The sequence below is a fragment of the Enterobacteriaceae bacterium Kacie_13 genome (genome assembly GCA_013457415.1).
Classification (GTDB): Bacteria; Pseudomonadota; Gammaproteobacteria; order Enterobacterales; family Enterobacteriaceae; genus Rahnella.
The window spans coordinates 1,967,079-1,992,974 of the sequence record CP045665.1; the positions used below are offsets into that span (position 1 = coordinate 1,967,079).

The 25,896-nt window shown below is 56.5% G+C and carries 23 protein-coding genes; 11 read left to right on the forward strand and 12 right to left on the reverse strand.

Annotation, left to right across the window (positions count from 1 at the left end; genetic code table 11):
* The first annotated feature begins 57 nt into the window (after positions 1 to 57).
* The 9 genes from GE278_09050 (at position 58) to GE278_09090 (ending at position 10,530) form a co-directional block, all read left to right on the forward strand.
* Entirely contained in the window at positions 58 to 1,752 is a 1,695-nt protein-coding gene (locus tag GE278_09050; GenBank protein ID QLK60895.1) for a HAMP domain-containing protein, read from the forward strand.
* A 68-nt stretch (positions 1,753 to 1,820) separates the two neighbouring features.
* Positions 1,821 to 3,491 carry a HAMP domain-containing protein gene (locus GE278_09055; GenBank protein ID QLK60896.1) on the forward strand — a complete coding sequence of 557 codons (1,671 nt, stop codon included), beginning with the start codon at positions 1,821 to 1,823 and terminating at the stop codon, positions 3,489 to 3,491.
* Positions 3,492 to 3,560: 69 nt separating this feature from the next.
* Complete coding sequence (gene cheR / locus GE278_09060; GenBank protein ID QLK60897.1) at positions 3,561 to 4,433, forward strand: protein-glutamate O-methyltransferase CheR; 873 nt, start codon at positions 3,561 to 3,563, stop codon at positions 4,431 to 4,433.
* Entirely contained in the window at positions 4,433 to 5,482 is a 1,050-nt protein-coding gene (gene cheB / locus GE278_09065; protein QLK60898.1) for a chemotaxis-specific protein-glutamate methyltransferase CheB, read from the forward strand. Before cheR ends, cheB begins: the two co-directional genes overlap by 1 nt.
* A gap of 46 nt (positions 5,483 to 5,528) precedes the next feature.
* Entirely contained in the window at positions 5,529 to 5,918 is a 390-nt protein-coding gene (gene cheY / locus GE278_09070; GenBank protein ID QLK60899.1) for a chemotaxis protein CheY, read from the forward strand.
* 8 nt (positions 5,919 to 5,926) lie between these two features.
* Positions 5,927 to 6,571: a protein phosphatase CheZ gene (cheZ, locus tag GE278_09075; protein ID QLK60900.1), complete on the forward strand. Its 645-nt coding sequence runs from the start codon at positions 5,927 to 5,929 to the stop codon at positions 6,569 to 6,571.
* A gap of 312 nt (positions 6,572 to 6,883) precedes the next feature.
* Positions 6,884 to 8,035, forward strand: a complete 1,152-nt coding sequence (gene flhB, locus GE278_09080) for a flagellar type III secretion system protein FlhB (GenBank protein ID QLK60901.1) — start codon at positions 6,884 to 6,886, stop codon at positions 8,033 to 8,035.
* Complete coding sequence (flhA, locus tag GE278_09085) at positions 8,028 to 10,109, forward strand: flagellar biosynthesis protein FlhA (GenBank protein ID QLK60902.1); 2,082 nt, start codon at positions 8,028 to 8,030, stop codon at positions 10,107 to 10,109. The genes flhB and flhA overlap by 8 nt, the downstream gene beginning before the upstream one ends.
* A 4-nt stretch (positions 10,110 to 10,113) precedes the next feature.
* Positions 10,114 to 10,530 carry a flagellar protein FlhE gene (locus GE278_09090; protein QLK60903.1) on the forward strand — a complete coding sequence of 139 codons (417 nt, stop codon included), beginning with the start codon at positions 10,114 to 10,116 and terminating at the stop codon, positions 10,528 to 10,530.
* On the opposite strand, the gene GE278_09095 is transcribed toward GE278_09090, so the two are convergent.
* The 12 genes from GE278_09095 to GE278_09150 all read right to left on the reverse strand — a co-directional run bounded on the left by GE278_09095 (position 10,499) and on the right by GE278_09150 (position 23,088).
* Positions 10,499 to 11,644, reverse strand: coding sequence for an acyl-CoA desaturase (locus GE278_09095; protein ID QLK60904.1), 1,146 nt, complete (start codon positions 11,642 to 11,644; stop codon positions 10,499 to 10,501). The two genes, GE278_09090 and GE278_09095, sit on opposite strands and share 32 nt — an antisense overlap.
* On the reverse strand, positions 11,629 to 12,744 hold the full coding sequence (locus tag GE278_09100; protein ID QLK63251.1) for an acyl-CoA desaturase: 1,116 nt from the start codon (positions 12,742 to 12,744) through the stop codon (positions 11,629 to 11,631). Before GE278_09100 ends, GE278_09095 begins: the two co-directional genes overlap by 16 nt.
* 10 nt (positions 12,745 to 12,754) lie before the next feature.
* Positions 12,755 to 13,879 carry a fatty acid hydroxylase gene (locus GE278_09105; GenBank protein ID QLK60905.1) on the reverse strand — a complete coding sequence of 375 codons (1,125 nt, stop codon included), beginning with the start codon at positions 13,877 to 13,879 and terminating at the stop codon, positions 12,755 to 12,757.
* A complete protein-coding gene (locus GE278_09110; GenBank protein QLK60906.1) occupies positions 13,872 to 14,480 on the reverse strand; it encodes an inositol phosphorylceramide synthase in 609 nt (202 codons plus the stop codon). The genes GE278_09105 and GE278_09110 overlap by 8 nt, the downstream gene beginning before the upstream one ends.
* Positions 14,473 to 15,765 (reverse strand): CoF synthetase, encoded by a 1,293-nt coding sequence (locus tag GE278_09115; protein QLK60907.1) that lies wholly within the window; start codon positions 15,763 to 15,765, stop codon positions 14,473 to 14,475. The genes GE278_09110 and GE278_09115 overlap by 8 nt, the downstream gene beginning before the upstream one ends.
* Complete coding sequence (locus tag GE278_09120) at positions 15,762 to 16,565, reverse strand: MBL fold metallo-hydrolase (GenBank protein ID QLK60908.1); 804 nt, start codon at positions 16,563 to 16,565, stop codon at positions 15,762 to 15,764. Before GE278_09120 ends, GE278_09115 begins: the two co-directional genes overlap by 4 nt.
* Complete coding sequence (locus GE278_09125; protein ID QLK60909.1) at positions 16,558 to 17,574, reverse strand: NAD-dependent epimerase/dehydratase family protein; 1,017 nt, start codon at positions 17,572 to 17,574, stop codon at positions 16,558 to 16,560. Before GE278_09125 ends, GE278_09120 begins: the two co-directional genes overlap by 8 nt.
* A complete protein-coding gene (locus GE278_09130; protein ID QLK63252.1) occupies positions 17,571 to 18,500 on the reverse strand; it encodes a ketoacyl-ACP synthase III in 930 nt (309 codons plus the stop codon). Before GE278_09130 ends, GE278_09125 begins: the two co-directional genes overlap by 4 nt.
* A 303-nt stretch (positions 18,501 to 18,803) precedes the next feature.
* Positions 18,804 to 19,733 carry an ROK family protein gene (locus GE278_09135; protein QLK60910.1) on the reverse strand — a complete coding sequence of 310 codons (930 nt, stop codon included), beginning with the start codon at positions 19,731 to 19,733 and terminating at the stop codon, positions 18,804 to 18,806.
* On the reverse strand, positions 19,730 to 20,596 hold the full coding sequence (locus GE278_09140; protein QLK60911.1) for an ABC transporter permease subunit: 867 nt from the start codon (positions 20,594 to 20,596) through the stop codon (positions 19,730 to 19,732). The genes GE278_09135 and GE278_09140 overlap by 4 nt, the downstream gene beginning before the upstream one ends.
* A complete protein-coding gene (locus GE278_09145) occupies positions 20,596 to 21,516 on the reverse strand; it encodes an ABC transporter permease subunit (protein ID QLK60912.1) in 921 nt (306 codons plus the stop codon). The genes GE278_09140 and GE278_09145 overlap by 1 nt, the downstream gene beginning before the upstream one ends.
* A 27-nt stretch (positions 21,517 to 21,543) precedes the next feature.
* On the reverse strand, positions 21,544 to 23,088 hold the full coding sequence (locus GE278_09150) for a glycosyl transferase (protein ID QLK60913.1): 1,545 nt from the start codon (positions 23,086 to 23,088) through the stop codon (positions 21,544 to 21,546).
* Between the two features lie 222 nt (positions 23,089 to 23,310).
* Here GE278_09150 and GE278_09155 point away from each other — a divergent pair, with 222 nt between their 5' ends.
* Both GE278_09155 and GE278_09160 read left to right on the forward strand, forming a co-directional pair.
* Positions 23,311 to 24,450, forward strand: a complete 1,140-nt coding sequence (locus GE278_09155) for an ROK family protein (GenBank protein QLK60914.1) — start codon at positions 23,311 to 23,313, stop codon at positions 24,448 to 24,450.
* A 12-nt stretch (positions 24,451 to 24,462) separates the two neighbouring features.
* On the forward strand, positions 24,463 to 25,896 hold the full coding sequence (locus tag GE278_09160; GenBank protein ID QLK60915.1) for a microcystin degradation protein MlrC: 1,434 nt from the start codon (positions 24,463 to 24,465) through the stop codon (positions 25,894 to 25,896).

Consider the following 25,896-nt stretch of genomic DNA (forward strand, 5'->3'; position numbering starts at 1 on the left):
TTCCCCCCGATCCTGCCGATAACCCTTCCAGATAATTCTCATTTAAAAAGGTACAACATGTTTAACCGTATGAAAGTGGTCACGGGCATCGTGATCTTACTGGTGGTCTTCGGTGCTTTACAGGTGGTATCCGGTGGCCTGTTCTTTAAATCCCTGAAGACGGACAAAGACAATTTCACCACATCTCAACAGATCCGTTTACAGCAGGCGGAATTTAACGCCAGCTGGATCTATTTGCTGCAAACCCGTAACACGCTAAACCGCGCGGGCATTCGTTTTATGCTCGACGCGAACCAGATGGGCAGCGGCGCAACGGTGAAAGAGCTTGTCGATACAGCGACTAAAGATCTGAAAATCGCCGATCAGCACTTTGCCAATTATCAAAAAATCCCGGTGGATGCCAGCCAGAACCCGGCGTTAGCGGCGGAAGCTAAAAAACAATATCTGGTACTGCATGACGCCCTGGCAGAACTGATTGAGCTGATTGGTCTCGGGCGCATCAACGATTTCTTCGAACAGCCGACGCAGAAGTATCAGGATAACTTCGAAAAAGCATTCGTGTCCTATATCGATCAAAACGACCATCTGTATGACAACGCCGTGAAAGTCAGCGAAAACTCCTTCAGCCACGCGTTGTGGATGCTGGGCACCGTACTGGTTGTATTGGCGATTATCATCATTCTCGCGTGGGTCGGCGTGCAGCGCATTTTGATTCATCCGCTGAAAAATATCGTCGTTACCATCCGCAAAATTGCGACCGGTGATCTGACGCACGAAATAGTGGTGAAAAGCCGTAATGAAATCGGCCAGCTTGCCGATAGTCTCAGGTACATGCAGGAAGAACTGATTCGTACAGTCTCCGGCGTGCGCCACGGTGCAGACGCGATTTACAGCGGCGCGAGCGAAATCTCTGCCGGTAACAGCGATCTCTCTTCCCGTACGGAAGAACAGGCGTCGGCGTTGGAAGAAACTGCCGCCAGCATGGAGCAGCTGACTGCCACCGTGAAACAGAACGCTGAAAACGCCCGTCAGGCCAGCCAGCTGGCACTGAGCGCGTCGGAAACCGCGCTAAAAGGCGGCAAAGTGGTGGCGAACGTGGTGGAAACCATGAACGACATCGCCAGCAGCTCGAAGAAAATCACCGACATTACCGGTGTGATCGACGGCATTGCCTTCCAGACCAACATTCTGGCACTGAACGCCGCGGTTGAAGCTGCACGTGCCGGTGAGCAGGGACGCGGATTTGCGGTCGTGGCCGGTGAAGTCCGCAGCCTGGCGCAGCGCAGCGCACAGGCTGCAAAAGAAATTAAAGGGCTGATTGATGATTCCGTCAGTCGTATTAATACCGGCTCGGTACTGGCTGAAAGTGCCGGTGAAACCATGAATGATATGGTGAATGCGGTGACCCGCGTCACTGACATCATGGGCGAAATCACCTCGGCGTCGGATGAACAAAGCCGTGGGATTGAGCAGGTCGCGCAGGCGATTACCGAAATGGATCGGGTGACGCAGCAGAACGCCTCACTGGTTGAAGAATCCGCGTCCGCCTCGGCGGCGCTGGAAGAGCAGGCGAGCCTGCTGACGCAATCTGTGGCGGTGTTTACCCTGAGTCAGTCCGTAACAAACAGCGTGCGCCCGGTAACTTCGTCTTCGTCAAGACTGCCTTTATTGACGCCAAACCTGTCAGGTTCTAAAGCCGGTACAGGTGGCGCCTCTGAAAACAATCTGACTGAAAACTGGGAAACTTTTTAAGCCACGTATATCGCAATAATTATAAGAAATACTGTGCCGGTCAGGGCCGGCACATAAAGAGGCTACCCATGTTTAAGCACATCCGTGTGTCCACCTGCATGTTTTTACTGTTGTTAGTGTTTTTTGTGATGCAACTGGTTAACAGCGGTTTATCGCTGTACGCCGCCCACACGGATAAAACAAACTTCGAACAGATTTCAAATACGACTCAGCAACGTGATGCGCTGAGCCAGAGCTGGTCTTATCTGCTGCAAACCCGTAATACCCTGAACCGTGCGGCAACGCGTCTGGCACTGAAACAGCCACAGGACAACATCACGCAGCTGATGACCGATGCTAAAGCCAGCCTGAAAAAAGCCGAAGACGCTTATGCGGCATTTTTGGCGCTACCACGCAGAACCGAGAAAGCAGCGGAACTGACGGCGGTGAACAAAGCCAGCTACCAGCAACTGCACGATATGTTGCAATCGCTGAACGACATGCTCTCAGCGGGCGACATGCAGGGCTTCCTTAACGGCCCGGCACAGAAATATCAGGATCAGTTCCAGAAAGACGTCGGTAGTTACACCGATTATGTCGGCGGACGTTTCCAGCAGGCGCAGCAGCAAACGGTCGCGTCTTATCAGAATGTGATGGTCAATACGTCGGTGATTATTGCTCTGCTGGTGTTGTTAACCGCGCTGGCGCTGGTGATCACCCGTCGCATTCTGTTCACGCCACTGAACGTCATGCGCGGGCATTTTGACCGCATCGGTTCGGGCGATATCTCAGCACCGATAACCGCTGAAGGTCGTTACGAAATCAAAGTGATGCTTGAAAGTCTGCAACAGATGCAACAGTCGCTGGCGAACACCGTGCGCACCGTGCGTCATGGCGCGGACACCATGTTCTCTGGCCTGAAAGGTATCGCTGCCGGTAACACAGATTTATCTGCGCGGACTGAACAGCAGGCTTCCGCACTGGAAGAAACCGCTGCCAGCATGGAGCAACTGACCGCGACCGTGAAACAGAATGCGGAAAACGCCCGCCAGGCGACGCAGCTGGCGCGCGATGCATCAAACACCGCCGGGAAGGGCGGCGAACTGACCGGCAACGTGGTGAAAACCATGAATGATATCGCAGGCAGTTCGAAGAAAATCAGTGCCATCACCAGCGTCATCGACGGGATTGCGTTCCAGACCAACATTCTGGCGCTCAACGCTGCCGTGGAAGCGGCGCGTGCGGGTGAACAAGGTCGCGGGTTTGCCGTGGTCGCCGGTGAGGTGCGCAGTCTGGCACAGCGCAGCGCGCAGGCCGCAAAAGAGATTAAGTCGCTGATCGACGAATCCGTCAGCCGCGTCAGTCAGGGGTCGGCACTGGTGGAATCCGCCGGTAACACGATGGATGACATCGTGCGCGCCGTGACCCGCGTCACCGACATCATGGGTGAAATCGCCTCGGCGTCGGACGAGCAGAGTCGCGGTATCGAGCAGGTCTCGATTGCCGTCACGCAGATGGATCAGGTAACTCAGCAGAACGCCACGCTGGTTCAGCAGGCGGCGTCTTCCACCCATGCGCTGGAAATCGAGTCTGAGAATCTTACCCGCGCGGTCTCGGTGTTCCGCTTAGCGACCGCCGAAGGCGTATTGCAACCGCGCAACGGTCAGGTCTCCGGTTTTACGCCGCGTCAGGTGACACAACCCGCGTTACTGCCTGCGAACGCCCGTGGGGGATCGGCGGATAACTGGGAAACCTTCTGACAGACCGGGCCGCAATGAAGCGTCAAAAAAGGTTTAGAAGTACCACCTGTTCGTTACTGGAGCTGCACCATGAATCAACCAGGCTCGCCAATGAGTACTGATAACACCTCGATCATGGCACAGATGATCCAGCGGTTACCGCTGTCAGATATCCATTTCCGTCGGATAAGCGAACTCATCTACCAGCGCGCGGGTATCGTGCTGGCGGATCACAAACGGGAGATGGTCTACAACCGCCTGGTTCGGCGGTTGCGGATCCTCGGGCTGAACGATTTCGGCAGCTATCTGGCCATGCTGGAAAGTGATACCAGCAGCGCGGAGTGGCAGGCGTTTATTAATGCGCTAACCACCAACCTGACGGCCTTTTTCCGCGAAGCGCACCATTTCCCGATTCTGGCGGAACATGCGCGCTCGCGACCGAATAACTACAGCGTCTGGAGCACGGCGGCCTCAACGGGCGAAGAGCCGTACTCCATCGCCATGACCCTGAGCGAAGCGCTGGGGCCGCGGATGGCTAACTGCCGCATTCAGGCCAGCGACATCGATACTCAGGTGCTGGAAAAAGCCACGGCGGGCGTGTATCGCCAGGAAGAATTACGCACGCTCAGTCCGCAGCAGTTGCAGAAGTTCTTCCTCAAGGGCACCGGCCCGCACAGTGGTCTGGTGCGCGCCCGTCCGGAACTGACGCAGATGGTGGCATTCCAGCAGCTGAACTTGCTGGCCAGCCAGTGGCAACTGAACGGTCCGTTCGATGCGATTTTCTGCCGTAATGTGATGATTTATTTCGATAAAGAAACACAAGAGAAAATTTTACGCCGATTTGTTCCGTTACTTAAACCGGGTGGCCTGATGTTCGCCGGACACTCCGAAAACTTCAGCCAGATCAGCCGGGAATTTTATTTGCGCGGCCAGACCGTCTATGGCCTCGCCAAGGAGAGGTAATGAATAAAATCAGAGTATTGAGCGTCGATGACTCGGCGTTAATGCGTCAGCTGATGACTGAAATCATTAACAGCCATCCCGACATGGAAATGGTGGCCACTGCGCCGGATCCGCTGGTCGCGCGGGATCTTATCAAGAAATTTAACCCGGACGTACTGACGCTGGATGTCGAAATGCCGCGCATGGACGGGCTGGATTTTCTGGAAAAACTGATGCGCTTGCGCCCGATGCCGGTGGTGATGGTGTCATCGCTGACCGGTAAGGGTTCGGAAATCACGCTTCGCGCGCTGGAGTTGGGGGCGATAGATTTCGTCACCAAACCGCAGCTGGGCATCCGCGAAGGAATGCTGGCGTACAGCGAAATGATTGCCGACAAAATCCGCACCGCGTCCAAAGCGCGTCTGAACAAAAGCGTCAATCTTGACCAGCCGCGCATGCTCAGCCATACGCCGCTGCTCAGTAGTGAAAAGCTGATTGCGATTGGCTCTTCCACCGGCGGCACCGAGGCAATCCGCCACGTGTTGCAGCCGCTGCCGCCAACCTGTCCGGCGCTGATGATTACTCAGCACATGCCGCCGGGGTTCACGCGCTCTTTTGCCGAACGTCTGAACAAACTGTGCCAGATTACGGTGAAAGAGGCCGAAGACGGCGAGCGCGTTTTACCGGGTCACGCGTACATCGCGCCGGGTGACAGGCATATGGAGCTGACGCGCAGCGGCGCTAACTATCAGGTTAAGTTGAACGACGGCCCGGCGGTGAACCGCCATCGTCCGTCGGTTGACGTGTTATTTCGTTCGGTGGCGCAGTTCGCCGGACGCAATGCCGTCGGGGTGATCCTGACGGGAATGGGCAATGACGGCGCCGCCGGCATGCTGGAGATGCACCGCGCAGGGGCGTATACCCTGGCACAAAATGAAGCCAGTTGTGTGGTTTTCGGTATGCCTCGTGAGGCTATCGCCACCGGTGGCGTCAACGAAGTGGTGGATCTCAGCCAAATCAGTCAGCGAATGCTGGCACAAATATCAGCCGGTCAGGCATTACGTATTTAATTTTTCAGCCTTGCGCTGGGTAGCAAACCTTAGGAGTAGATAAAACATGGCCGATCCAAATCTGAGATTTCTGGTAGTAGACGATTTCTCTACCATGCGTCGTATTGTTCGCAACCTGCTGAAAGAGCTGGGCTTCCAGAACGTGGAAGAAGCGGAAGATGGTGTTGATGCGCTGAACAAACTGCGCGCCGGAGGTTTTGACTTCGTGGTATCCGACTGGAACATGCCTAACATGGACGGTCTGGATTTACTCAAAACGATCCGTGCCGATGCCGCACTGGCAAAACTGCCGGTACTGATGGTCACCGCCGAAGCTAAAAAAGAAAACATTGTGGCCGCAGCACAGGCCGGTGCCAGTGGTTATGTCGTGAAGCCATTTACCGCCGCCACGCTGGAAGAAAAGCTGGGCAAAATCTTCGAAAAACTGGGCATGTAGGAGTACTTATGGCAGAAATACCAATGCCTGCAAATGATGCAGCAACCGCGGGCGATATTATCGCCCGCATTGGGCAACTGACTCGTATGTTACGTGACAGTATGCGTGAACTTGGCCTGGATCAGGCCATTGCTCAGGCGGCTGAAGCGATTCCTGATGCACGCGATCGTCTCGATTACGTCGTCACCATGACCGCACAGGCGGCTGAACGTGCGCTCAACTGTGTGGAAGCTGCACAGCCGGTTCAGAACAAACTGGAATCCGGCGCGAAAAAGCTCGATAAGCGCTGGGATGAATGGTTTGAGAATCCGATCGAACTGTCTGACGCGCGTGAACTGGTCTCCGACACCCGCGGCTACCTGAAAGAAGTGCCAGAGCATACTGGTTTCACCAACGCGCAGTTGATGGAAATCATGATGGCGCAGGACTTTCAGGATCTGACCGGTCAGGTGATCAAACGCATGATGACCGTGGTGCAGGAAATTGAAAATCAGCTGCTGATGGTGCTGATGGAAAACATTCCAGAGCAACAGGCCAGAGCGAAACGTGAAAACGACAGTCTGCTCAACGGACCGCAGCTCGACACTAACGGCGTCGGCGTAGTCGCCTCGCAGGAACAGGTCGACGATCTGCTGGATAGTCTGGGATTCTAAAGGGCTATCTTACTTGCCATTTTTGAACCCGGGCAGTGCTCGGAACCGTCACGTACTACGTGTACGCTCCGGTTCCTGTGCGCTGTCCGAGTCCAAACTGCCTGCGACGAAAACGCCCCGACCCTTGTGTCGCTCTCTTTCCTGATGGAGCGTATTTCCCTATCCGCAATTTCAATTCCGACATTCATCTACTGAATAGCCACCTCTTTATATCGTTTTTCAATCAATAGGACTTCGCCGCTTTTGTCATGCTATGCGTGAAATTGTGCCCGTTGCTTTTTAAAGCCGGGTAAACCCTGACAGGAAACGCCGGTGGCTGAAGAAAGCGATCTCGAAAAAAGTGAAGCCCCCACGGCGCACCGGTTAGAAAAAGCCCGTGAAGAAGGTCAGATCCCGCGTTCGCGCGAGCTGACCTCTATGTTGATGCTGGGCGGCGGCCTGACGCTGCTGTGGATGTCCGGCGAATCCATGTCACGACAGCTCGGCGTAATGATTGCGCAGGGGCTAAATTTCGATCACAACGTCATCGGTAATGACCGGCAGATGTTGCAGCAAATGGCCTCGCTGCTCGGGCGCGCGGTAATGGCGCTGATACCGGTGATTGGCGGACTGATTTTGATCGCACTCGCCGCGCCGCTGCTACTCGGCGGGCTGATGTTCAGCGCGAAATCTTTCGAATTTAAGGCCAGCCGCATGGATCCGATTGCCGGGTTCAAGCGGCTGTTTTCCGGTCAGGTGCTGGCGGAGCTGCTGAAGGCGATATTAAAAGCGTCGCTGGTCGGCAGCGTGGCGGGAATGTACCTGTGGCATAAATGGCCGGAGATGCTGCGGCTTATCGCCCAGCCGACTATTCCGGCGCTCGCCGAAGCACTGCACATGATAGTTTTTTGCGGGCTGATCGTAGTCTTCGGGTTAACGCCGATGGTGGCGTTCGATGTGTTCTGGCAAATCTGGAGCAATCTGAAAAAACTCCGCATGAGCAAGCAGGACATCCGCGATGAACATAAAAGTCAGGAAGGTGATCCGCACGTCAAAGGGCGTATCCGCCAGCAGCAACGTGCAATGTCCCGACGCCGCATGATGGCCGATGTGCCGAAGGCCGACGTCATCGTCACCAACCCGACGCACTACGCCGTGGCACTGCAATACAGTGAAGACAAAATGAGTGCGCCCAGGGTGCTGGCGAAAGGTGCCGGCAACGTGGCGCTGCGCATTAAAGAACTGGGTGCCGAACACAAAATTCCGATGCTGGAAGCGCCGCCTCTGGCGCGTGCGTTATACCGGCACAGCGACATTGGTCAGCAAATCCCGGCCGCGCTTTATGCTGCGGTCGCCGAAGTTCTGGCCTGGGTTTATCAGCTGAAACGCTGGAAGCGTGAAGGCGGACTGATCCCTAAAAAACCTCAACATTTACCGGTGCCTGAAGCATTGGATTTTGCAGGAGAGAGTGATACCCATGGCTAATCTGGCCGCGATGCTGCGTTTACCCGCCAACTTTAAGTCCGGACAATGGCAGGTGCTGGCTGGCCCTATCCTGATCCTGATGATCCTGTCGATGATGGTGCTACCGCTGCCGCCGTTCCTGCTCGACTTACTGTTTACCTTTAATATCGCGCTGTCCATCATGGTGCTGCTGGTGGCGATGTTCACCCAGCGGACGCTGGATTTTGCGGCGTTCCCGACCATTCTGCTGTTTTCCACGTTGCTGCGCCTGTCGCTCAACGTGGCATCGACCCGTGTGATCTTGCTGGAAGGCCACACCGGCGGCGCCGCTGCAGGGCGGGTGATCGAAGCCTTCGGCCACTTCCTGGTCGGCGGTAATTTCGCCATCGGTATCGTGGTCTTTATCATCCTGGTGCTGATCAACTTTATGGTTATCACCAAGGGTGCGGGGCGTATCGCCGAAGTGGGCGCGCGTTTCGTGCTCGACGGGATGCCCGGCAAACAGATGGCGATTGACGCCGATCTTAACGCCGGTCTGATTGGCGAGGACGAGGCCAAACAGCGCCGCAGCGACGTGACGCAGGAAGCCGACTTCTACGGTTCGATGGATGGTGCGAGTAAGTTCGTCCGCGGTGATGCCGTTGCCGGTCTGATGATCATGATTATTAACGTCGTCGGCGGCCTGCTGGTCGGCGTTCTGCAACATGACATGGATTTCGGCCATGCGGCGGAAAGCTACACCTTGCTCACTATCGGTGACGGTCTGGTCGCGCAGATCCCCGCGCTGGTGATCTCCACCGCAGCGGGTGTTATCGTGACCCGCGTTGGCACCAATCAGGACGTCGGCGAGCAGATGGTCACCCAGCTGTTTCGCAATCCGCGCGTCATGATGCTCAGTGCCGGCGTGCTCGGCTTGCTCGGCATGGTGCCGGGAATGCCGAATCTGGTCTTCCTGTTGTTCACGACCGCGCTGCTGGCGCTGGCCTGGTGGATCCGTGGTCAGGAACAAAAAGAACCGGTGGTGAAAGCCGCCGCGCCGGTCGAAGGCGAAAACAAGCAACTGGTGGAAGCGAGCTGGCAGGACGTTCAGCTGGAAGATCCGCTGGGGATGGAAGTGGGTTACCGGCTGATCCCGATGGTGGATTTCGCGCAAAACGGCGAGCTGCTGGGGCGTATACGCAGTATCCGTAAGAAATTTGCGCAGGAAATGGGCTATCTGCCTCCGGTTATTCATATCCGCGATAACCTCGAACTGCCGCCTGCGGGCTACCGTATTCTGATGAAAGGCGTCGAAATTGGCACCGGCACCGCGCACCCTGGTCGCTGGATGGCGATCAATCCGGGCAGCGCCATTGGTGAACTGCCGGGCGAACCGACGGTTGACCCGGCCTTTGGTCTGGCTGCCGTGTGGATTGAACCGGCAATGCGTGAACAGGCGCAAATTCAGGGCTTCACCGTGGTGGAAGCCAGTACCGTGGTCGCAACACACCTCAATCACCTGATCAGCCTCCACGCCCGCGAGCTGTTTGGCCGCCAGGAAACGCAGGAACTGATGGACCGCGTCAGTAAGGAAATGCCGAAACTGACCGAAGACTTTATTCCGGGCGTGATTTCGCTGACTAACATGCACAAAGTGCTGCAAAACCTGTTGTCGGAACGCGTGTCGATCCGCGATATGCGTACCATTATTGAAACACTGGCAGAATACGCGCCGACCCAGCCGGATCCCAATGAGCTGACCTCGGTCGTGCGTGTGGCGTTGGGCAGGGCGATCACTCAGCAATGGTTCCCCGGTACCGGCGAAGTACAAGTGATCGGGCTGGATACCGCGCTGGAGCGCCTGTTGCTGCAGGCCTTGCAAAGCGGCGGCGGGCTCGAACCGGGTCTGGCCGATCGTCTGCTGACGCAGTCCGAAGCTGCGTTGCAGCGTCAGGATATGCTCGGCGCGCCGCCAGTTCTGCTGGTGAATCATGCGCTGCGTCCGCTGTTGTCACGTTTCCTGCGCCGTTCGTTGCCGCAGATTGTGGTGATGTCGAATCTGGAAATGAGCGACAGCCGCCAGATCCGCATGACCGCGACCATCGGCGGGGAATAAGAAGATGAAAAAAACTGCGCTGTGGCTGCTGCTGTGCGTCAGCGGACAAGTGCTGGCGGCGTCCGGATCGTGGTCGGACAGCCAGCGCGGCGTCACGCTGCAAAACCGTGGCGTGATGGCGTCATCGGTAGCGCTGGCGGCGAGTGAAGGCTCGCCTGTTCGGCAGCGTGATTCGGCGACGATCACAACCGTCAGCTGGAAATATGCACTCATGGGGCCACGCCCGGCGGGACTTGAGGTGAAGTTGTGTAACACGATGAACCGCTGCGTGGCGCTTGACGCTGACAGCGGTCAGACCCGTTCTTTTTACGGCCAGGCGGCCAGTTCGCCGATGCGGTTTATTTATTTCGTGCCTGGAAAAGGGGCGATGAACCCACCGTTACGCGTTCTCAGCAATCAGGTGATTGTGAATTATCAGTAGATTTCTCCATCAATCCTGTCGCCGTCTCTCCTTTCCCCATTGCCCGCAGGAATCGCTGCTGGGCAATCAAAATCTCTTGCAGTGAAACGCAGTGATAGGTCACGCCGTGGCGCTGCGTCACCTGGGCGATGATGGCCGAAAGCGCCGGATAATGCCGGTGGTTCCAGTTGGGGAAAATGTGGTGGGTCAGGTGGCGGTTGAGTTCGCCCATCCAGTAAGACAGCCAGCGCACAGAAGGCACCCAGTCGATGGTGGTGGCGAAAACGTGGCGATAGCGCCCGTGTTGGAAATGCCCGTCTTTAGGGACTTCATAGAACGTCCCCATCGCCCAGTGCGAGCCTAAAATCAGCACCACAAAAATCAGCGACGAGAGCATTTGTCCGGCTAAATAACACCACAACAGCGTGTCGCCGCCGATCCCCTGCTGGCGTAAAATCCAGTAGGGGATCGCCAGTGCCAGCAACAGATGCAGCGTTTTAGCGGTGAGAAACAACCCCCAGCCGCGCACGCCCTGATGGCGCATTTTAGGCTGCACGCGGGTTTTTCCTGCACGGTCGATCCAGTCAAAAAACCAGATGATGCACGGAAACGTCAGCGCTGCGACAAACGGCCAGTAATATTGCTGCGCCTGCATAAAACTTTTAATACGCTGAAAAGGTGTCTGGCGCAGCACGCCGTTTTCCTCGATATCCAGATCGTAACCCTGCACATTCAGGTGCGCGTGATGGCACTCCACATGGCGTACCCGCCAGCAGTCGGCGTCCAGCCCCAGCGGAATACAAATTACAAAGTTCAGCGCACGGTTCGCCCAGGCCCGACGGAAAAACGCATTGTGTGAGGCGTCGTGCACGGCATTGATGGCCAGCAGCATGGCGGTAAAAATAAACGCGAAATAACTGCAGGCAAAAATGACGGGTTTTCCGCTCAACAGCGCCGTGGCGTAAAACAGTCCGCACAGGGCTGCCAGGCACAGTAGTTTGCCGATCATCAGGCTATCGGCAAACCGGTGGTCGTGACGTTGCAACAGATACTGATTGGCCGCTTTAGTCAGGTCGCGATGCAGCGCCAGATCGTCACGCTGCTGATAGGTCGGCGCGGTCACTTTTGGCTCCACGGGCTTGTGCCCTGAGCAGTCCGCAGATCGTCACCGTTGCCCATTTTGCGCAGAAAATCCTGCTGTTCGCGCAGCAACTGGCGATAGCCGATACAGCGATAATTCAGCCCGTGTTCGGCGGCAAGCGCGGCAATGATCTTCGCCAGCGCCGGATAATGCCGGTGGTGCCAGCCCGGAAATAAATGGTGCGTCAGATGCAGATTGAGCATGCCGAACCATTTTTCCAGCCACAGCGGTGTCGGGTGCCAGTCGCAGGCGGTGGCGAAATTATGCTTATACCAGCCCTGCGGCATTTTGCCTGCGGCGGGTGCTTCATAAAATTCCGCCTGCGCCCAGTGTGTCCCCAGCAGCAGAAACACCACGAAGGTGGAGGCGATCATCTGGCTTATCAGATAGCTGGCAATCACCACGCCCGAGCTGATGCCGTGGGCATGGGCGACGAACAGTGGCACGACCAGCACCAGTAACAAATGCAGAAGTTTAAATCCGGCGAAAATCACCCAGCCGCGTCTGCCGGGCAATGCATCAGTCAGCTTTAATGGCGTTTTGCCCAGTCTGTCCGACCAGTCAAAAATCCACGTAATGTAAGGCAGTGACAGTGCGGCGATCAGCGGCCAGTAAAGATGTTGAAAGCGCATGTGCGGGCGATGTTGCTGATACGGGCTCTGGCGGAAGATACCGTTTTCCTGCGTATCCAGATCGTAATGTTCGACGTTAGCGTAGCGGTGGTGGAACGCTACGTGGCGGACCCGCCAGTAATCCGGGTCGACACCCAGCGGCAGCGTGACCAGACGGCTGATGATACGGTTGGCGCGCGTGCTGCGTAAAAAAACGTTGTGTGAGGCATCGTGATTGACGTTAACGTTCAGCAGCATTCCCATCAGTACGAAGAGCAGATATCCGCCGAAGAAACCCCAGCCGCTGTGCTGCGTCAGGCAAATTATGTAGCCTGCCACGCACCACAACGCCAGTGCGAGGGCTTTCACCAGACTGAGTCCGTCAGCATAGCGGTGGTCGCCGTGATCCTTCAGATACGCCTGCGCCTGAATATTCAGCGCGCGGTGAAACGCCTGCTCGCCATCGGGCATAAACAGCGGCATCGGGGGTAATTTACTCACAGGCGGGCACCTGCGCCTGACGGCGTCCGAACCCAAGCGCCAGACTGATGCCGTGCAGAGTGATGAACGGCATCAGCCAGATCCAGAACGTTTCGTGCCAGCGCAGGCCGACCAGAAAAATTGCGGAGAGCGCTACGGTTATCAGCAGCCACGCCGTTACACCCCATTTGCGGCCTTCGGCGATACCGCCCAGTGCCAGCGTTCCGGCCATCAGTAACAGGAACAGCGTAATCTGCGGCAATGTGGTGTCGTGATAGCCGTAACCATATTGCCAGACGTAGCCGACAACCAGTGAGAACAGCAGCATACCGCCGGTCAGCAGGCTGGCAGTGGCGCAGCGGAATTGCGGCGGTTTGGGCTGATAGCGGAACGGCAATTTCAGATACTGAAAGAACGGTTGATTGCTGGCCCAGAAGGGATTCTGCGGATGCGGCTGTTTGCCGGAACCGTAGGTGAAATCCTCCTCTGGCAGACCCGGCCAGAAAGTCCCGAACATCTTGTCCCAGAAAATAAAGGTGCCACCGCAGTTTTTATCTGCATAAAAACGGTCATTCACGTGGTGAACGCGGTGGTGCGAAGGCGTCACAAAAATCTTTTCGAGGAACCCGAGATTGCCGGTCAGGGCGTTGTGGTTAAACAGCTGCACAGAATAATGCAGCAGCGACACGGTAATAAAGACCGACAGCGGGACCCCGGCGATCGCCAGCAGCATAAAGAACGGAATTGAGGTCAGTGAGGAATACCAGGAATTGCGCACGCCGAGCGACAGGTTAAAGTGCTCGCCCTGATGATGCACTACGTGAACTGCCCACAGCGGGCCAAATTTATGGTGCAGCCGGTGCAGCCAGTAAAAGCCGAAATCCCAGGCCATAAGGGCGAAAATCCACATCAGCGGCGCTGGCCAGTTACCCACCCAGTTCAGGCTGAAATGGGAGACCACCAGTCCGTAAGAGAAAATCTCCAGCCCGCGAAACAACCACAGCATCACATGCCCGGAGTTGAGATTAAACATGACGTCTCGCCAGTTCACCGGCTCTTTGCGCAGGTACTGCAACAGGCAGGCTTCGCCCAGCACGACCGCCAGCATAAAAACGATCGGAATGATTAAATCAACCATGAGCGCTTTCCTTTTGACCGGAACGGGAGACAAACCTTAACCGCCACAGCAGTGCGCCGACGCCAAGCGCCAGTGCGGTGCCGCTGATCAAATCGACAAACAGATGACGACGTAATTGCAAAATGGAGAAGGCGATAGCCAGAGACCACAACACGTAAATACCCGTTTTCCAACGGTTACTGCTGCTGACCGCCCAAACCGACAGCACCGTCAGCGCCATATGCAGCGAGGGCAAACAGTTCTGGGTTGAGTCAACGTCCGCTAACCGGGTGAGCAGCCGCCCGCTGAGGGTGTTTTGCGTCAAAGCAGGATAAGCCATCGTCGTCGGCCAGAACATATATACAACGCCTGATAACAGCGCGGTGACCATCATCGAATTACGCAACCAGCGCAGCCGGTTGACCGGGCAGGTCAGATAGGCTAAGGGAATGATCAGAAAGAACGACAGATACAGCCAGATACCGGCCGGGTTGAATGGGATCGCCCGGTCAATGTAGGAGGGCACCAGCATTATACCGGGTTTCTGAAAGGCGTCCGTCAGTTGATATACCACGCCGACAGCGCCCCAGCCCACCAGCATGTGCCACAAACGGTTAATCATGAGCAGTGTCCTTCAGGCGCATGATGCGGCGCTTTTTGTGCATGAAATCCGCAGCAATATCGCCTGCCTGTAGTGTCCATTGTAGTTGAGAAACATCCACGGCCTGTAAACGGAAATGCTGCTCCAGCTGCGTTTTGCAATCTTCCAGTTCGACCTGGCTGCATTCTCCCTGTAATAACAGCGAGACGCTGCCCCGCTGCGTTAGCCGGTAATCTGCGGTCAGCGGCAGGGCATTGGCGATAACCCGGTTGCAAACGTCGGCAAAAAGAGTCTGTGGCTTTGCGTCAGTGCCGGGCAAGACCAGCCCGTCATCGCAGCGGCCCTCGATGCGTTCTAGCGACATGGTCACGCGACCACATCCGCAGGGCTGCCCGCGTTTGACCAGCACATCATCCAGCCGATAACGCACGATAGGTTGAGTATGGCGGGTAAAATCGGTAATCACCGGTACGAAACGGTTATCGTCGATCCACTCCGGTTCAATGTGGATAAATTCCTCGTTCAGGTGCAGCGTTCCGCGCTCGCAGGTGGCGGCAAGAAAGCCTTCGGTGGCCTGATACACCTCACCGACCTGAGGGAAAACCTGCTCCAGCAACTGGCGATCCTGAGCCGTTAACACTTCGGCGACCGAGATGACCTTGCTGACACTGAGCGTCAGTTCCTCATTCAGTACCGCCAGCGCTAACTGTCGCAAAACCTGCGCCGGCGCGACAATAATGGTCGGTGCGAACTTTTCCAGCCGCAGGATTTGCGGATGAAAAGAGGAGAATAAATCGAAGAATTCCAGACTCAGCCAGCGGTTGTTGACGCTGTGATAGAGATTATTATCCGCGCGTAAAAACATCGCGACGCGCTCACCACGGCGTAATCCCTGTGGCAACATTTTTGCCAGCATTCCACCGGCCCATACCTGCTGTTCATGCGGGCTGACGACAAAAATTCCGCGCTGCCCGGACGTCCCTGAAGAGAGCCCGACGCTAAAACCTTCAATTTGTGGCGTAAAATGCCGGTCACGTTCCGCCCGCTGCGCGCAAGCGAGTAAGGTGTCTTTCTTCAGACCCGCGGTGTTCATCTGATCAAAATTTGCCATCATCAGCGCTTTGTCCATGTGCGGCCACTGACTGTACTCCAGCGTGACGCAGACTGAGAACCACGGGCTGCGTGAGAGTGTTTTACGGGCGAACTGACGCAGTTTCTTTTGTTGCCATGCGAGCAGCTCTTCGCGGCTGCGAAACCTGAGTCTGCGGGTGCGCAGATAGTGCCAGAGGGTTTTCAGCGGGATCATAAATCGCCTTCGTGACACAAGTGGATCTTCACGTTGCCACTGAGATGCAGCTGATGCAGGCGGTTTAGCGTCTGGTAATACGCTGTGCTGTTGTCCATCACCAGATGCGCCATGCGCGACGGGCCGCGCAGGGTTTCATAACTTTTCGGTGACCACGCGGCGTCGCTGGCAAGCAGTTCCCAGCCGGAATCAGTGAGCACAAACGCGCCGATATGTCCGGCGGCGTGACCTGGCAAAGGCACCAGAATAATTTCATCGCCGCTGCCTGGAAGCCGGTAGCCGTGCTCAAAAGGTGCGAGCTCAGCGGGCAGGGCAGTTTCCTCGAAAGCTTCCATCCACTGTAAACCGGTTTCGAACTCGTCCGGGATTAACCCCGGTACGAAGGCGTTTCTCAGGGCGGCAAAACCGCGCAGCTTACGTGAACGGATCCACCCGTCCATGCTGCTTATCGACGGTACACCGCTGAAATCACGCAGCCCGGCAATATGGTCGCCGTGGAAATGGGAGATAATCAGCGCGGTGATATCGGTGGGCAAAATCCCCTGACTCGCCAACTGTCTGAACAGGGCGTCCTTAGAGTCGAAATGCACCGGCGTAGTGGCGCGGTACAGACTGAGAATTCCTTTGGTGTAGTGCTCGAAATGATCGGCATATCCGGTATCCCACAGCCAGCGTTTACCTTGGGCTTCTAACAACCAGGCACGGGCAGGAAATTTACATACCCGCCACCCGGCACCTTTTAGCGCCATGCAGCCGGGGTGCAGGCAGTAGCCCACTTCAAAAGCGGTAAGTTTAGCCAAGGTGCAGTCCCTTATTTTGCCGCATTGCCTGAGCCGTCAGCGCGATGCCTTGTTCCATGGAATACAGCGGCTGATAATTCAGTTCATTTATCGCACGGGTCTGGCTGAGTGTCATATCAAAATTAACCGCACCCACGCTGTAGCGGGTCAGTAGCGGTTCAATGCCTCGCGTTTTCGCCAGCAACTCCATCCCTGCAGCCACGCCGTAAAGCAACGGATAAGACACCGGTTTAATGGTAAAGCGGATATTCAGCTTTTCGTGCAATAGCTGATGCAGCATCTCTTTGAGCTGCTCCGGCTGCTGATTGGTAATGTTGTAGGCCGCCGCCAGAGGGAGGCTTTCTTGTGTCGTTGCCTGCCACATCGCTTCAACCACATTGAGCGTAAACGTTAAATCCAGCAGCGTTTCACCACCGCGTGGCAGGCGAAGCACACCTTTGTTCAGACGGATTTGCCCAAGCACGCGGGGAATGATCACCCGGTCATGAGCGCCGAATAAACCGCGTGGCCGTAAAACAGTAAAGCGGGTTGCAGGGAATTGCTGCTGGCGCTGCGTGATGCAGCCTTCGGCGAGAAATTTACTGCGGGCATAATGATTGGCGAAGCGTTTGGCGCGATAGCTTTCGTCGATATCGGCGTGATGCTTAAAATCAAAATAGATGGCGGGGGTGGAAATATGCACAAAACGCGGCACACCGGCTTGTCCGGCGGCAAGCGCCAGCCGGTCGGTAACATCCACATTGGTACGCATAAAGGCCGCCGGATTACCCCACGGCGAAGACTTTGCCGCGCAGTGCCAGACGGCCTCGCATCCCTGCAACATTGAGATAAATTCTGCAGACGTAGCATGGTCGAGATCGACAAAGCGGAAATTCGCCCCTGCGCCGGTCAGTATTTTACCGGTCATGAGATCGCGGCCCGCGGCCACCACCTCATGCCCGTGGCTCAGTAACCATTCAACGGCATTGCGTCCCAGTCCGCTGGTGGATCCCGTCACTAAAATTTTCATGGGAGTAACACCATGCCGCCGAGGGTTAATCCGGCCGCCGTGCCCACCAGCGCCACCGGTTTACCCGGCATAAAGCGATCATGGGTGATTGCGTAATGCAAAGCGGTAGGAATCGAAGCTGACACCTGATTTCCGTGATGCCGGTAGATGTCGACCAGTACGTTTTCAGGCACCTTCAGACGACGGCGCATGTGCTCGAGCGAGACCTGGCTGGCCTGATGCGGGACAATAGTGGCGAGATCAGCCTGTTCGCACTCTGCTGCCTTCAACAATCTGGCCCAGTACCCTTCAATAAGTGAAGCGGCCAGCCGGAACAGGCGTTTACCGTCCATGTGGAATAAGAAATCATTGTCATCGATCCCCGCACGGGGATTGCGACGAGTGCCGCCTGCGCGAATGTGGCACAGGTCAATTCCTGCGGGGTAAGTTTCCATCAGGCAGGAGAGAATGCCGCTGCGGCCGTCTCCCTTTTCTACGATAGCGCACGCCGCGCCGTCACCGAGAATAATCGAGGATTCTTCATGCGCCCAGTTAATACCGCGCGACGCAAGTTCAGCACTGACAATGGCGATACGCCGGTATGCACCGGTATTGAGTAAGCCCGCCGCGACCTGTAATGCCGAGATAAAGCTGACGCAGCTGGCGTTGATATCAAAGGTGCTGATGCCCTCGCGCAGTGGCGACGCTTTCAGCACGTGCGCCGCGCTGTATGGCAGCGCCTGCACCGGAATGGCCGAGGCGAAAATTAGCAAATCGACTGAATCTGCCGGGATATTGCCGCGCAGCAGCGCGTCGGTGATAGCTTCTACCGCAAGTACAACCTGCGAGGCGCGATCATCACCGTGGAAACGGTGTTCAACGCCCGAGCGCTGTTCCACATATCCGGCGGATTTGCCGAGACGGATATCGAGCTCCGCCGACGTCATTTTCAGCGGTGGCAATGCCGCACCCGAGGAGATAATTTTCAGTGGTACCAACAATGATGAAACAGGTGCAGTCCTGACAATATCCACATATATCCTTATGCATTAATTTCTTTGTCCGGGGATAGTGAGCGTCGCACCGGGCGGATGTATTGGATATTCTACCTGTTTTACCAATGCGGGGGGAGTTGAGGATACTTAAAGAATCATTTGATCAATCAAACGCAGATTCAGGCAGGGACAAACCATGCTGATTTGCTCCCTGGCCCGCGTGAGCGCCTGCTCACGATGAATGTCAGAAGGGATTTATCCTTCTATTCTGCCCATCACCGATGCGCCTACTAATCCGCCTTGCGTGAGGAATTTACCCGGAACTAACAGCGGTGCCGCGTAACGGTGCAACACCCGCTCGCGCACCGCGAGATCTAATGCTGCGATAAGCTCCGACGCCGACGCCAGCCCCCCGCCAGCAACAATCCGTGACGGGCCGAGAATATTCACCAGCAGCGCCAGGGGCTCTGCGACCAGCTCGAGCCAGGCGCGTACGGTGAGCCCGTATGCACTGTCGCCAGCCTGCCAGCCGGTAACGATCTCCAGACTCGATGCTTCGCGCTGGTGAAAATGCTGATGCAGTCGTTCTATGCCGCGTGCAGCACCGAGCTTATCGAGGCAACCAGTCTGACCGCAGGCGCATTTCAGGCGCGGGACGCGGTAAGTTTCACCCTCAATATTGAGTTCAGTGCGGGTGATGGCGCCGTGTCCCCACTCGCCGGTAACGCCGCCGTGGCCGCGGACTAACTGACCGTTAATCACCAGACCCCCACCGACGCCTGTGCCAAGAATGATGGCGACGACGATAGGCTGATGTTGCGCATTTCCGGCATACGCTTCAGCCAGTGCAAAACAGTCGGCGTCGTTGGCGGCGGTAACCGGACGGTTCAGCGCTGCACTCAGATCCCTCGCCAGGGAGCGGCCGGTGAACGCCGGAATATTGGTGGCCAGCAGTTCACCGGTTTGCGGAGAAACCAGTCCGGCGGTGGAAATCGCCAGCGGGGTAGAGGCGGGTAACTCCGCGCCATACAGCGTGATCAGATTTTGCATGGCGGCAACGAATTCATCCCACGAGGCGACGGGTGTCGGGACTTTGCCGCACTCCTCGACCTCGCCTGAAACCCGTGAAACGCCAAATTTAATAAAAGAACCGCCGATATCGGCACAAAAAACCGCAGAGCTCATGAGCGTGTGTCCAGTAAATCTCGCAGTCCGTCGCCCAGTACGTTAAAACCAAGCACGGTCAGCATAATGGCCAGACCGGGGAACAGCGAAAGGTAAATATTGATGCCGAGAAAGTTTCGGCCATCGCTCATCATGGTACCCCATTCCGGCATGGGCGGTTGCACGCCCAGACCGAGAAAAGACAAACTCGCAGCGGCGAGGATCACGGTGCCAGCGGTCAGCGTCGATTGCACGATAATCGGGCCGATGGCGTTGCGCAAAATGTAATGCACGATGATGCGATAGTTCGATAAACCCAGCGCCTGCGCGGCTTCGACATATTCCATTTGCTTTAAACCGAGCGTCAGATTACGGCTCAGGCGCGCATAAACCGGAATGGCGAACAAGGAAATGGCGATAAGCAGATTCACCAGTCCGCCGCCAAGGATGCTGACCACCAGAATGGCCAGCACGATGCCCGGAAAGGCGAACAGCATATCCATAAACCACATAATAATCATGTCTGTATATCGTCCTGCCATGCCGGCAATTATACCCAGCGGAATGCCGACTATCATCGCCAGCCCGACGCTGAGCACCACTTCGATAATCGAGATCCGTGCGCCGTAAATCACGCGCGCGAAGATGTCCCGGCCATAGTCGTCGGTGCCGAACCAGTGGCTGGCATTCGGGGCGAGCAGGGTGTCGATAAGATCTTGTGCATAAGGATCATGACGGGTTATCAGCGGCGCGAAGAGCCCTGCCAGCATGATCAGGCTGACGATAAGGCCGCCGAGCGTCACCGCAGGATGACGCCAGAACCAGCGGAACAACCGCAGCGTGCGCGGTTTGCGACGGGGTAATTGCGTGATAATGGCAGACATTAATCGAACCTTATTTTTGGATTCAGGAAGGCAATCAGTAATTCACCCAGCAGGTTCATGACCACCACGCCGCAGACCGCCACCAGTGCGACACCCTGAATGACCGGGTAATCACGATAGCGCACGGAATCCACCAGCAGGCGGCCAATACCCGGCCAGTTAAAGACTGATTCGGTGACCACCGCGCCGCCAATCAGGCTGCCAAAATTGAGCGCAATGATAGTGACAATCGGGATCAGCGCGTTGCGAAACGCGTGGCTGCAATAAACCGTAGTGGCAGATAATCCCTTGGCACGCGCGGTGCGGATATAATCTTCCGACAACACGTCGAGCATGCTCGAACGCGTCATGCGCGCCATTACCGCCATCGGTAATACGGCCAGCGTGACCGAGGGCAGAATGTAACTTTTCCATGACGTCGCGCCGAGCAACGGCAGCCAGCCGAGATTCACTGAGAAAGTGTTCATCGCCATCAGTCCCAGCCAGAAGTTGGCGATGGACGCACCGGCAATCGCCAGTAACATTACGCCAAAATCCGGCCAGCGGTTACGGTATACTGCGCCTATCATGCCTGCCGGGACGCCCACCGCCACCGCCAGAAAATAGGCCAGCACGGCAAGCATCAGGGTGTACGGCAGGCGCTCGCCGATTTCCTGCGTCACCGGCTGCTGCGACTGCAATGAGACGCCCAGATTGCCGTGCAGCACGTCACCAGCAAAGTGCAGGTATTGTGTCACTATTGGCTGGTCCAGCCCGAGGCGCACGCGCATCGCATCAACCGCTTCCTGCGTGGCTTCAGGCCCGGCCATCAGACGCGCCGGGTCACCGGGCAGCGCGCGGATGGACACAAAAATCAGCATCGATACCCCGATCAGAATGATCGGGAAGGCGATGAGTTTTTTGGCAAGATAGGCTTTCATGGTGCTATTCCACTGTAAATGACGCTGTTATTTTTTCTGCGCATCTTTCACCACAATCTGACCGCCCGGGATCATGGTGACGCCCGAGATATTGGTGCCGGTGGCATACAAATCATTCTGGTAATACAGCAACACCTGCGGCGCCTGCTGGTTAATTTCTTTCTGCGCCTCAACATAAATGGCGTTGCGGGCATTTTCATCCAGCGTCGACGCGGCTTTGTCTAACATTTCATCCAGCTTCGGATCGCTGAAGAAGCCCAGATTGGCACCGCCCGGGGCGAAGCTTTTGCTGTAATACAGCGGGCGCAGCTGGAGGTCAGCACCGTTGGCGCCGGATGACCAGGAGGCCAGCACCGCGCCGGTGTTGTCGGCCTTTTTGCCAGCCTGATCGGCGAATGCAGCCTTGGTCCACACGCCGCTTTCCATGATACGGACGTCAAGTTTCACGCCGATTTTCGCCCACATACTTTGCAGCACCTGACCGATGCGCGCGTCCTGCCCCTGCACGGCAATCGACATCGTAAAGCCGTCCGCGACGCCCGCTTCTTTCAGTAAAGCTTTGGCTTTGGCCAGATCAAGCGGATACGGGTTCAGCGTTTTGTCATAGCCAGCGGTGACCGGCGCCAGAGGGGAGTTCGCCGGTTGTGCAAAGCCGGACATGATCGCGCGCACCAGCCCCTCGCGGTCTGTTGCGTAGTTCAGCGCCTGACGGACGCGGACATCGTTAAGTGGTTTGAGATCAGCATTCAGTGCCACCCAGAAGACGGAAGCTCCCGGACTTTCGTGCAGGGCAAACTTCGGATTATTTTTCAGCACCTTGGCAAACTGCGGCGGCACCGGATTGATAACGTCGGTTTCACCGGCCTGAAGCGCCATGTTCATGACCGAAGGTTCGGCGCTCCACGTCCATTTGATGTCATCCGGTCCGGCGGCTTTGTCGCCCCAGTAGCCCGGATATTTCTCTTCCAGTACAAATTCGCCGGTTTTGTACTGCACCATTTTGTAAGGGCCCGTGCCGACGGCTTTGCTGTCGAGCGTGCCGGTTTTATCCGCAGCCGGACTGACCATCAGGCACGCGCCGGTGGTGAGTAAATTCAGGAAGGCGGGGTACGGTTTTTTCAGTTTGAAGACGACGGTCGAGTCATCAGTTTTGGTCACGCTGTCGAGGAAGGTACGCAGACGTCCGCTGGCCGCCAGACCGCGTTTGGTGTCGAGGTGGCGGGCGAAGTTGGCGACCACGGCGTCGGCGTTAAACGGCGTGCCGTCGTGAAAGGTGACGCCACTGCGCAGTTTGAATGTCCACACCAGACCGCTTTCATCGCTGCTCCATGAAGTCGCCAGCGCTGCTTCCGGTTTGAGTTGCGGCGACATGCGCAGCAAGCCTTCATACATCGGATCCAATACCGTGCCGGTAAACGTGGCGGTCTGGTTGCCCGGATCCATGCTACGCGGCGCTTCGTTTTGCATCACGTTCAGCGTGGCGGCAAAAACCGGCAGCGAAAACGCGGCGAGAAGGGCGCTGCTCAGCAACGATAACTGCACGGGACGCCGGATGTAACGGGTATTCTTCATGTTCTGCCCTCTGCGTGAAAATCGGATTAAGTGGCTCTGGGGATCTCAGTCTGGTGAATAAAACGTCGTTTCCATTACATGACATTTTTTAACAAATAGTTCATATGAAATACTTATGTTGTGATCTTTAGTTTAATTTGTAAACTAATTAGCATTGATATATCCATTTCTTCCGTTTAATGTCAATGCAGATGAGCGAAAACTGAGAGCGCCTGAACGAATATGTTAACAATCTTGCAACGTCAGATTTTAGGTGCGATCAATGCGTCTGGTGGTTTAAGCCGGACGGAGCTGGCTCAACGGGTGGGGATGAGCAAAGCGGCGATCGGCGGTGTGGTGCGCGAAATGCTCGAGACCGGTTTTTTGCACGAGGCGGAAACGGTGCAGGGGAACGGACAGGGGCGGCCATCGGTGCGACTGGTGGTTCATCCGGACGGTGCGTGGTTTGCCGGTGTGTCGTTGCTGCAAAATCCGGCGCAAATGGTGCTGATCAACCTGCACGGCGAGATCCTTTCGCGCGTCTCTTTTGCAGCAGATTCTGATCCGCACCGGCTGGCGGAAAATATCGCACTTGCGCTACCGGCGCTGCTCGAACTGCATCCTGAAGCGGCGAAGAAACTGGTCGGGCTGGGCGTGACGTTGTCCGGCCTGATTGATGAACACCAGTCAACCTGCGTGCAGTCGGCGCTGCTTGGCTGGCGCGATGTGCCACTGGCGAAGCTGATTTCGCAGGCCACCGGCATGGACGTGGCCATCGAAAATGATGCCAAAGCGCTGGCGGTGAGCGAGAAGAGTTTCGGTCAGGCGCGTGATCTGAGTAGCTTTACGCTGGTCAGCCAGGGCGCTGGGATCGGCAGCGCGCACTTTATCGCCGGACAACTGCATCGCGGTTTGCACGGCGGTGCGGGGGAGATCGCCCACTGTACGCTGGAGTTCAATGGTTCGCCGTGCCGCTGCGGTAAGCGCGGCTGTCTGGATACGCTGGCCTCGCTGAATGCCATCGCGGAAATGGCCAAAGCGGAAGGGCTGGAGGCGACCACCATTGGCGCGCTCGAACAACTGGCGATGCAGGGGCAGACGGCGGCGATCCGTATTTTGCATCGCGCCGGGGCGGCCCTGGGGCTGGCAGTTTCACTTCTTATTCAAATCAATGACCCGGATTTGATCCTGATAGCCCATCAGGATGCTGATTTTTCCGGGCTCTTCGGCACCGTGGTGCATCAGTCCATCGAAGCCAACGTGTTGCCGGGTAATGCCGGTAAAACACCGGTTCGCACTTTTACCCTAAATGACGACACCTGGGCGCGCGCGGCGGCAAGCATTGCTGCACATCGCTTTCTTGTCGGTCTGAAGCCAGTCTGAGGAATCATCACTATGCGTATAGCGGTCAGCGGTATCCATATTGAATGCAGTACCTACAACCCGGTGCTGAACGAAGAGAAAGATTTCACGGTAGTGCGCGACGGGCAGCTTCTGGCCTCGCCGCGTTTTCATTTTCTACAAGATTATCCGGCGACGTTTTTGCCGACTATCCACGCCCGTGCGATTGCCGGAGGGCCCGTTGCCCGCACAACGTACGATAAATTTAAAGCAGAAATGATCGCAGGCCTGGAGGCGCAAAAACCGTTCGACGGCCTGTATCTGGCGATGCACGGCGCGATGTACGTTGAAGGGCTGGAAGATGCGGAGGGGGACTGGATCGCCGCCGCGCGTAAAGTCGTCGGGCCGGATTGCCCGATCAGCGTCAGCTACGATCTGCACGGCAATGTGTCTCAGCGGATCATTGATACCATCGATATGTTTTCCACCTACCGCACGGCGCCGCATATCGATGTGGAAGAAACTATGCGTCGCTCAGTGGCAATGCTGGTGAAACATCTGCAAACCGGCGTGAAACCGACACTGCTGTGGGTGCCGGTGCCGGTAGTACTGCCGGGTGAGCGCACCAGTACGGAAGATGAACCGGCAAAAAGTTTGTATGCCCGTCTGCCGGAAATGGATGAGGTGGATGGTGTGTGGGACAGCTCGCTGATGGTCGGTTATGTATGGGCTGATGAACCCCGTGCGACGGCGGCGGTGATCATGACCGGCACCGATCTCGCCGTACTCCGGCAGCAGGCGACGCAACTTGCGCAGGCTTACTGGGACGCGCGTGAGGACTTCGTCTTCGGCTGCGAAACCGATACTGTGGAAGCTTGCGTGCGCAAAGCGATTCACTCTGAAACCCGGCCTGTCGTGCTGGCGGATTCAGGAGACAACCCGACAGGCGGCGGCGTCGGTGATCGCGCGGATGTGCTGGAAGAGCTTATCAAACAGTACGCTGAAAATGTGATTGTAGCGGGTATAACCGATGCACCGGCGACGGACGCGGCTTTTAATGCCGGTGTCGGTTCAGTACTGACGCTGACGCTCGGTGCGTCGCTGGACAACTCCAGTCCGCAGGTGAAAGGTGAATTTGAGGTGGTGTTCCTGCTCGACGCGCTGACGGCTGCCGATCGTCAGGCAGTGTTACGCACTGGCGGCATTGACGTAGTGGTTTCGGCTCGCCGCCGCCCGTATCACAACATTAGCGATTTCAATGTGTTGCAGCTTGATCCGCATGCTGCCAATATTGTGGTGGTGAAGTCAGGCTATCTCTCACCGGAGCTGGCTCCGATTGCCAGCCCGAATCTGATGGCGCTGTCGAACGGCGTGGTCGATCAGTTCGTCGAGCGTCTGCCGCGCAACCGCAAGGCGCGCAAAACCTTCCCGTTTGATCGTGACTTCAGCTATGTACCGCAAGTGCAGCTGTCGGCAAGGAGCAAATAA

Coding starts and splice junctions, on each gene's coding strand:
- GE278_09110 (QLK60906.1), bottom strand. CDS start 14,480: ATGATTAACCGTTTGTGGCACATGCTGGTGGGCTGGGGCGCTGTCGGC.
- GE278_09055 (QLK60896.1), top strand. CDS start 1,821: ATGTTTAAGCACATCCGTGTGTCCACCTGCATGTTTTTACTGTTGTTA.
- GE278_09050 (QLK60895.1), top strand. CDS start 58: ATGTTTAACCGTATGAAAGTGGTCACGGGCATCGTGATCTTACTGGTG.
- GE278_09140 (QLK60911.1), bottom strand. CDS start 20,596: ATGTCTGCCATTATCACGCAATTACCCCGTCGCAAACCGCGCACGCTG.
- GE278_09125 (QLK60909.1), bottom strand. CDS start 17,574: ATGAAAATTTTAGTGACGGGATCCACCAGCGGACTGGGACGCAATGCC.
- GE278_09150 (QLK60913.1), bottom strand. CDS start 23,088: ATGAAGAATACCCGTTACATCCGGCGTCCCGTGCAGTTATCGTTGCTG.
- GE278_09090 (QLK60903.1), top strand. CDS start 10,114: ATGAAAAAAACTGCGCTGTGGCTGCTGCTGTGCGTCAGCGGACAAGTG.
- cheR (QLK60897.1), top strand. CDS start 3,561: ATGAATCAACCAGGCTCGCCAATGAGTACTGATAACACCTCGATCATG.
- GE278_09130 (QLK63252.1), bottom strand. CDS start 18,500: ATGACGTCGGCGGAGCTCGATATCCGTCTCGGCAAATCCGCCGGATAT.
- cheB (QLK60898.1), top strand. CDS start 4,433: ATGAATAAAATCAGAGTATTGAGCGTCGATGACTCGGCGTTAATGCGT.
- GE278_09160 (QLK60915.1), top strand. CDS start 24,463: ATGCGTATAGCGGTCAGCGGTATCCATATTGAATGCAGTACCTACAAC.
- cheZ (QLK60900.1), top strand. CDS start 5,927: ATGGCAGAAATACCAATGCCTGCAAATGATGCAGCAACCGCGGGCGAT.
- flhA (QLK60902.1), top strand. CDS start 8,028: ATGGCTAATCTGGCCGCGATGCTGCGTTTACCCGCCAACTTTAAGTCC.
- GE278_09145 (QLK60912.1), bottom strand. CDS start 21,516: ATGAAAGCCTATCTTGCCAAAAAACTCATCGCCTTCCCGATCATTCTG.
- GE278_09115 (QLK60907.1), bottom strand. CDS start 15,765: ATGATCCCGCTGAAAACCCTCTGGCACTATCTGCGCACCCGCAGACTC.
- GE278_09100 (QLK63251.1), bottom strand. CDS start 12,744: ATGCCGCTGTTTATGCCCGATGGCGAGCAGGCGTTTCACCGCGCGCTG.
- cheY (QLK60899.1), top strand. CDS start 5,529: ATGGCCGATCCAAATCTGAGATTTCTGGTAGTAGACGATTTCTCTACC.
- GE278_09135 (QLK60910.1), bottom strand. CDS start 19,733: ATGAGCTCTGCGGTTTTTTGTGCCGATATCGGCGGTTCTTTTATTAAA.
- GE278_09155 (QLK60914.1), top strand. CDS start 23,311: ATGTTAACAATCTTGCAACGTCAGATTTTAGGTGCGATCAATGCGTCT.
- GE278_09105 (QLK60905.1), bottom strand. CDS start 13,879: ATGGTTGATTTAATCATTCCGATCGTTTTTATGCTGGCGGTCGTGCTG.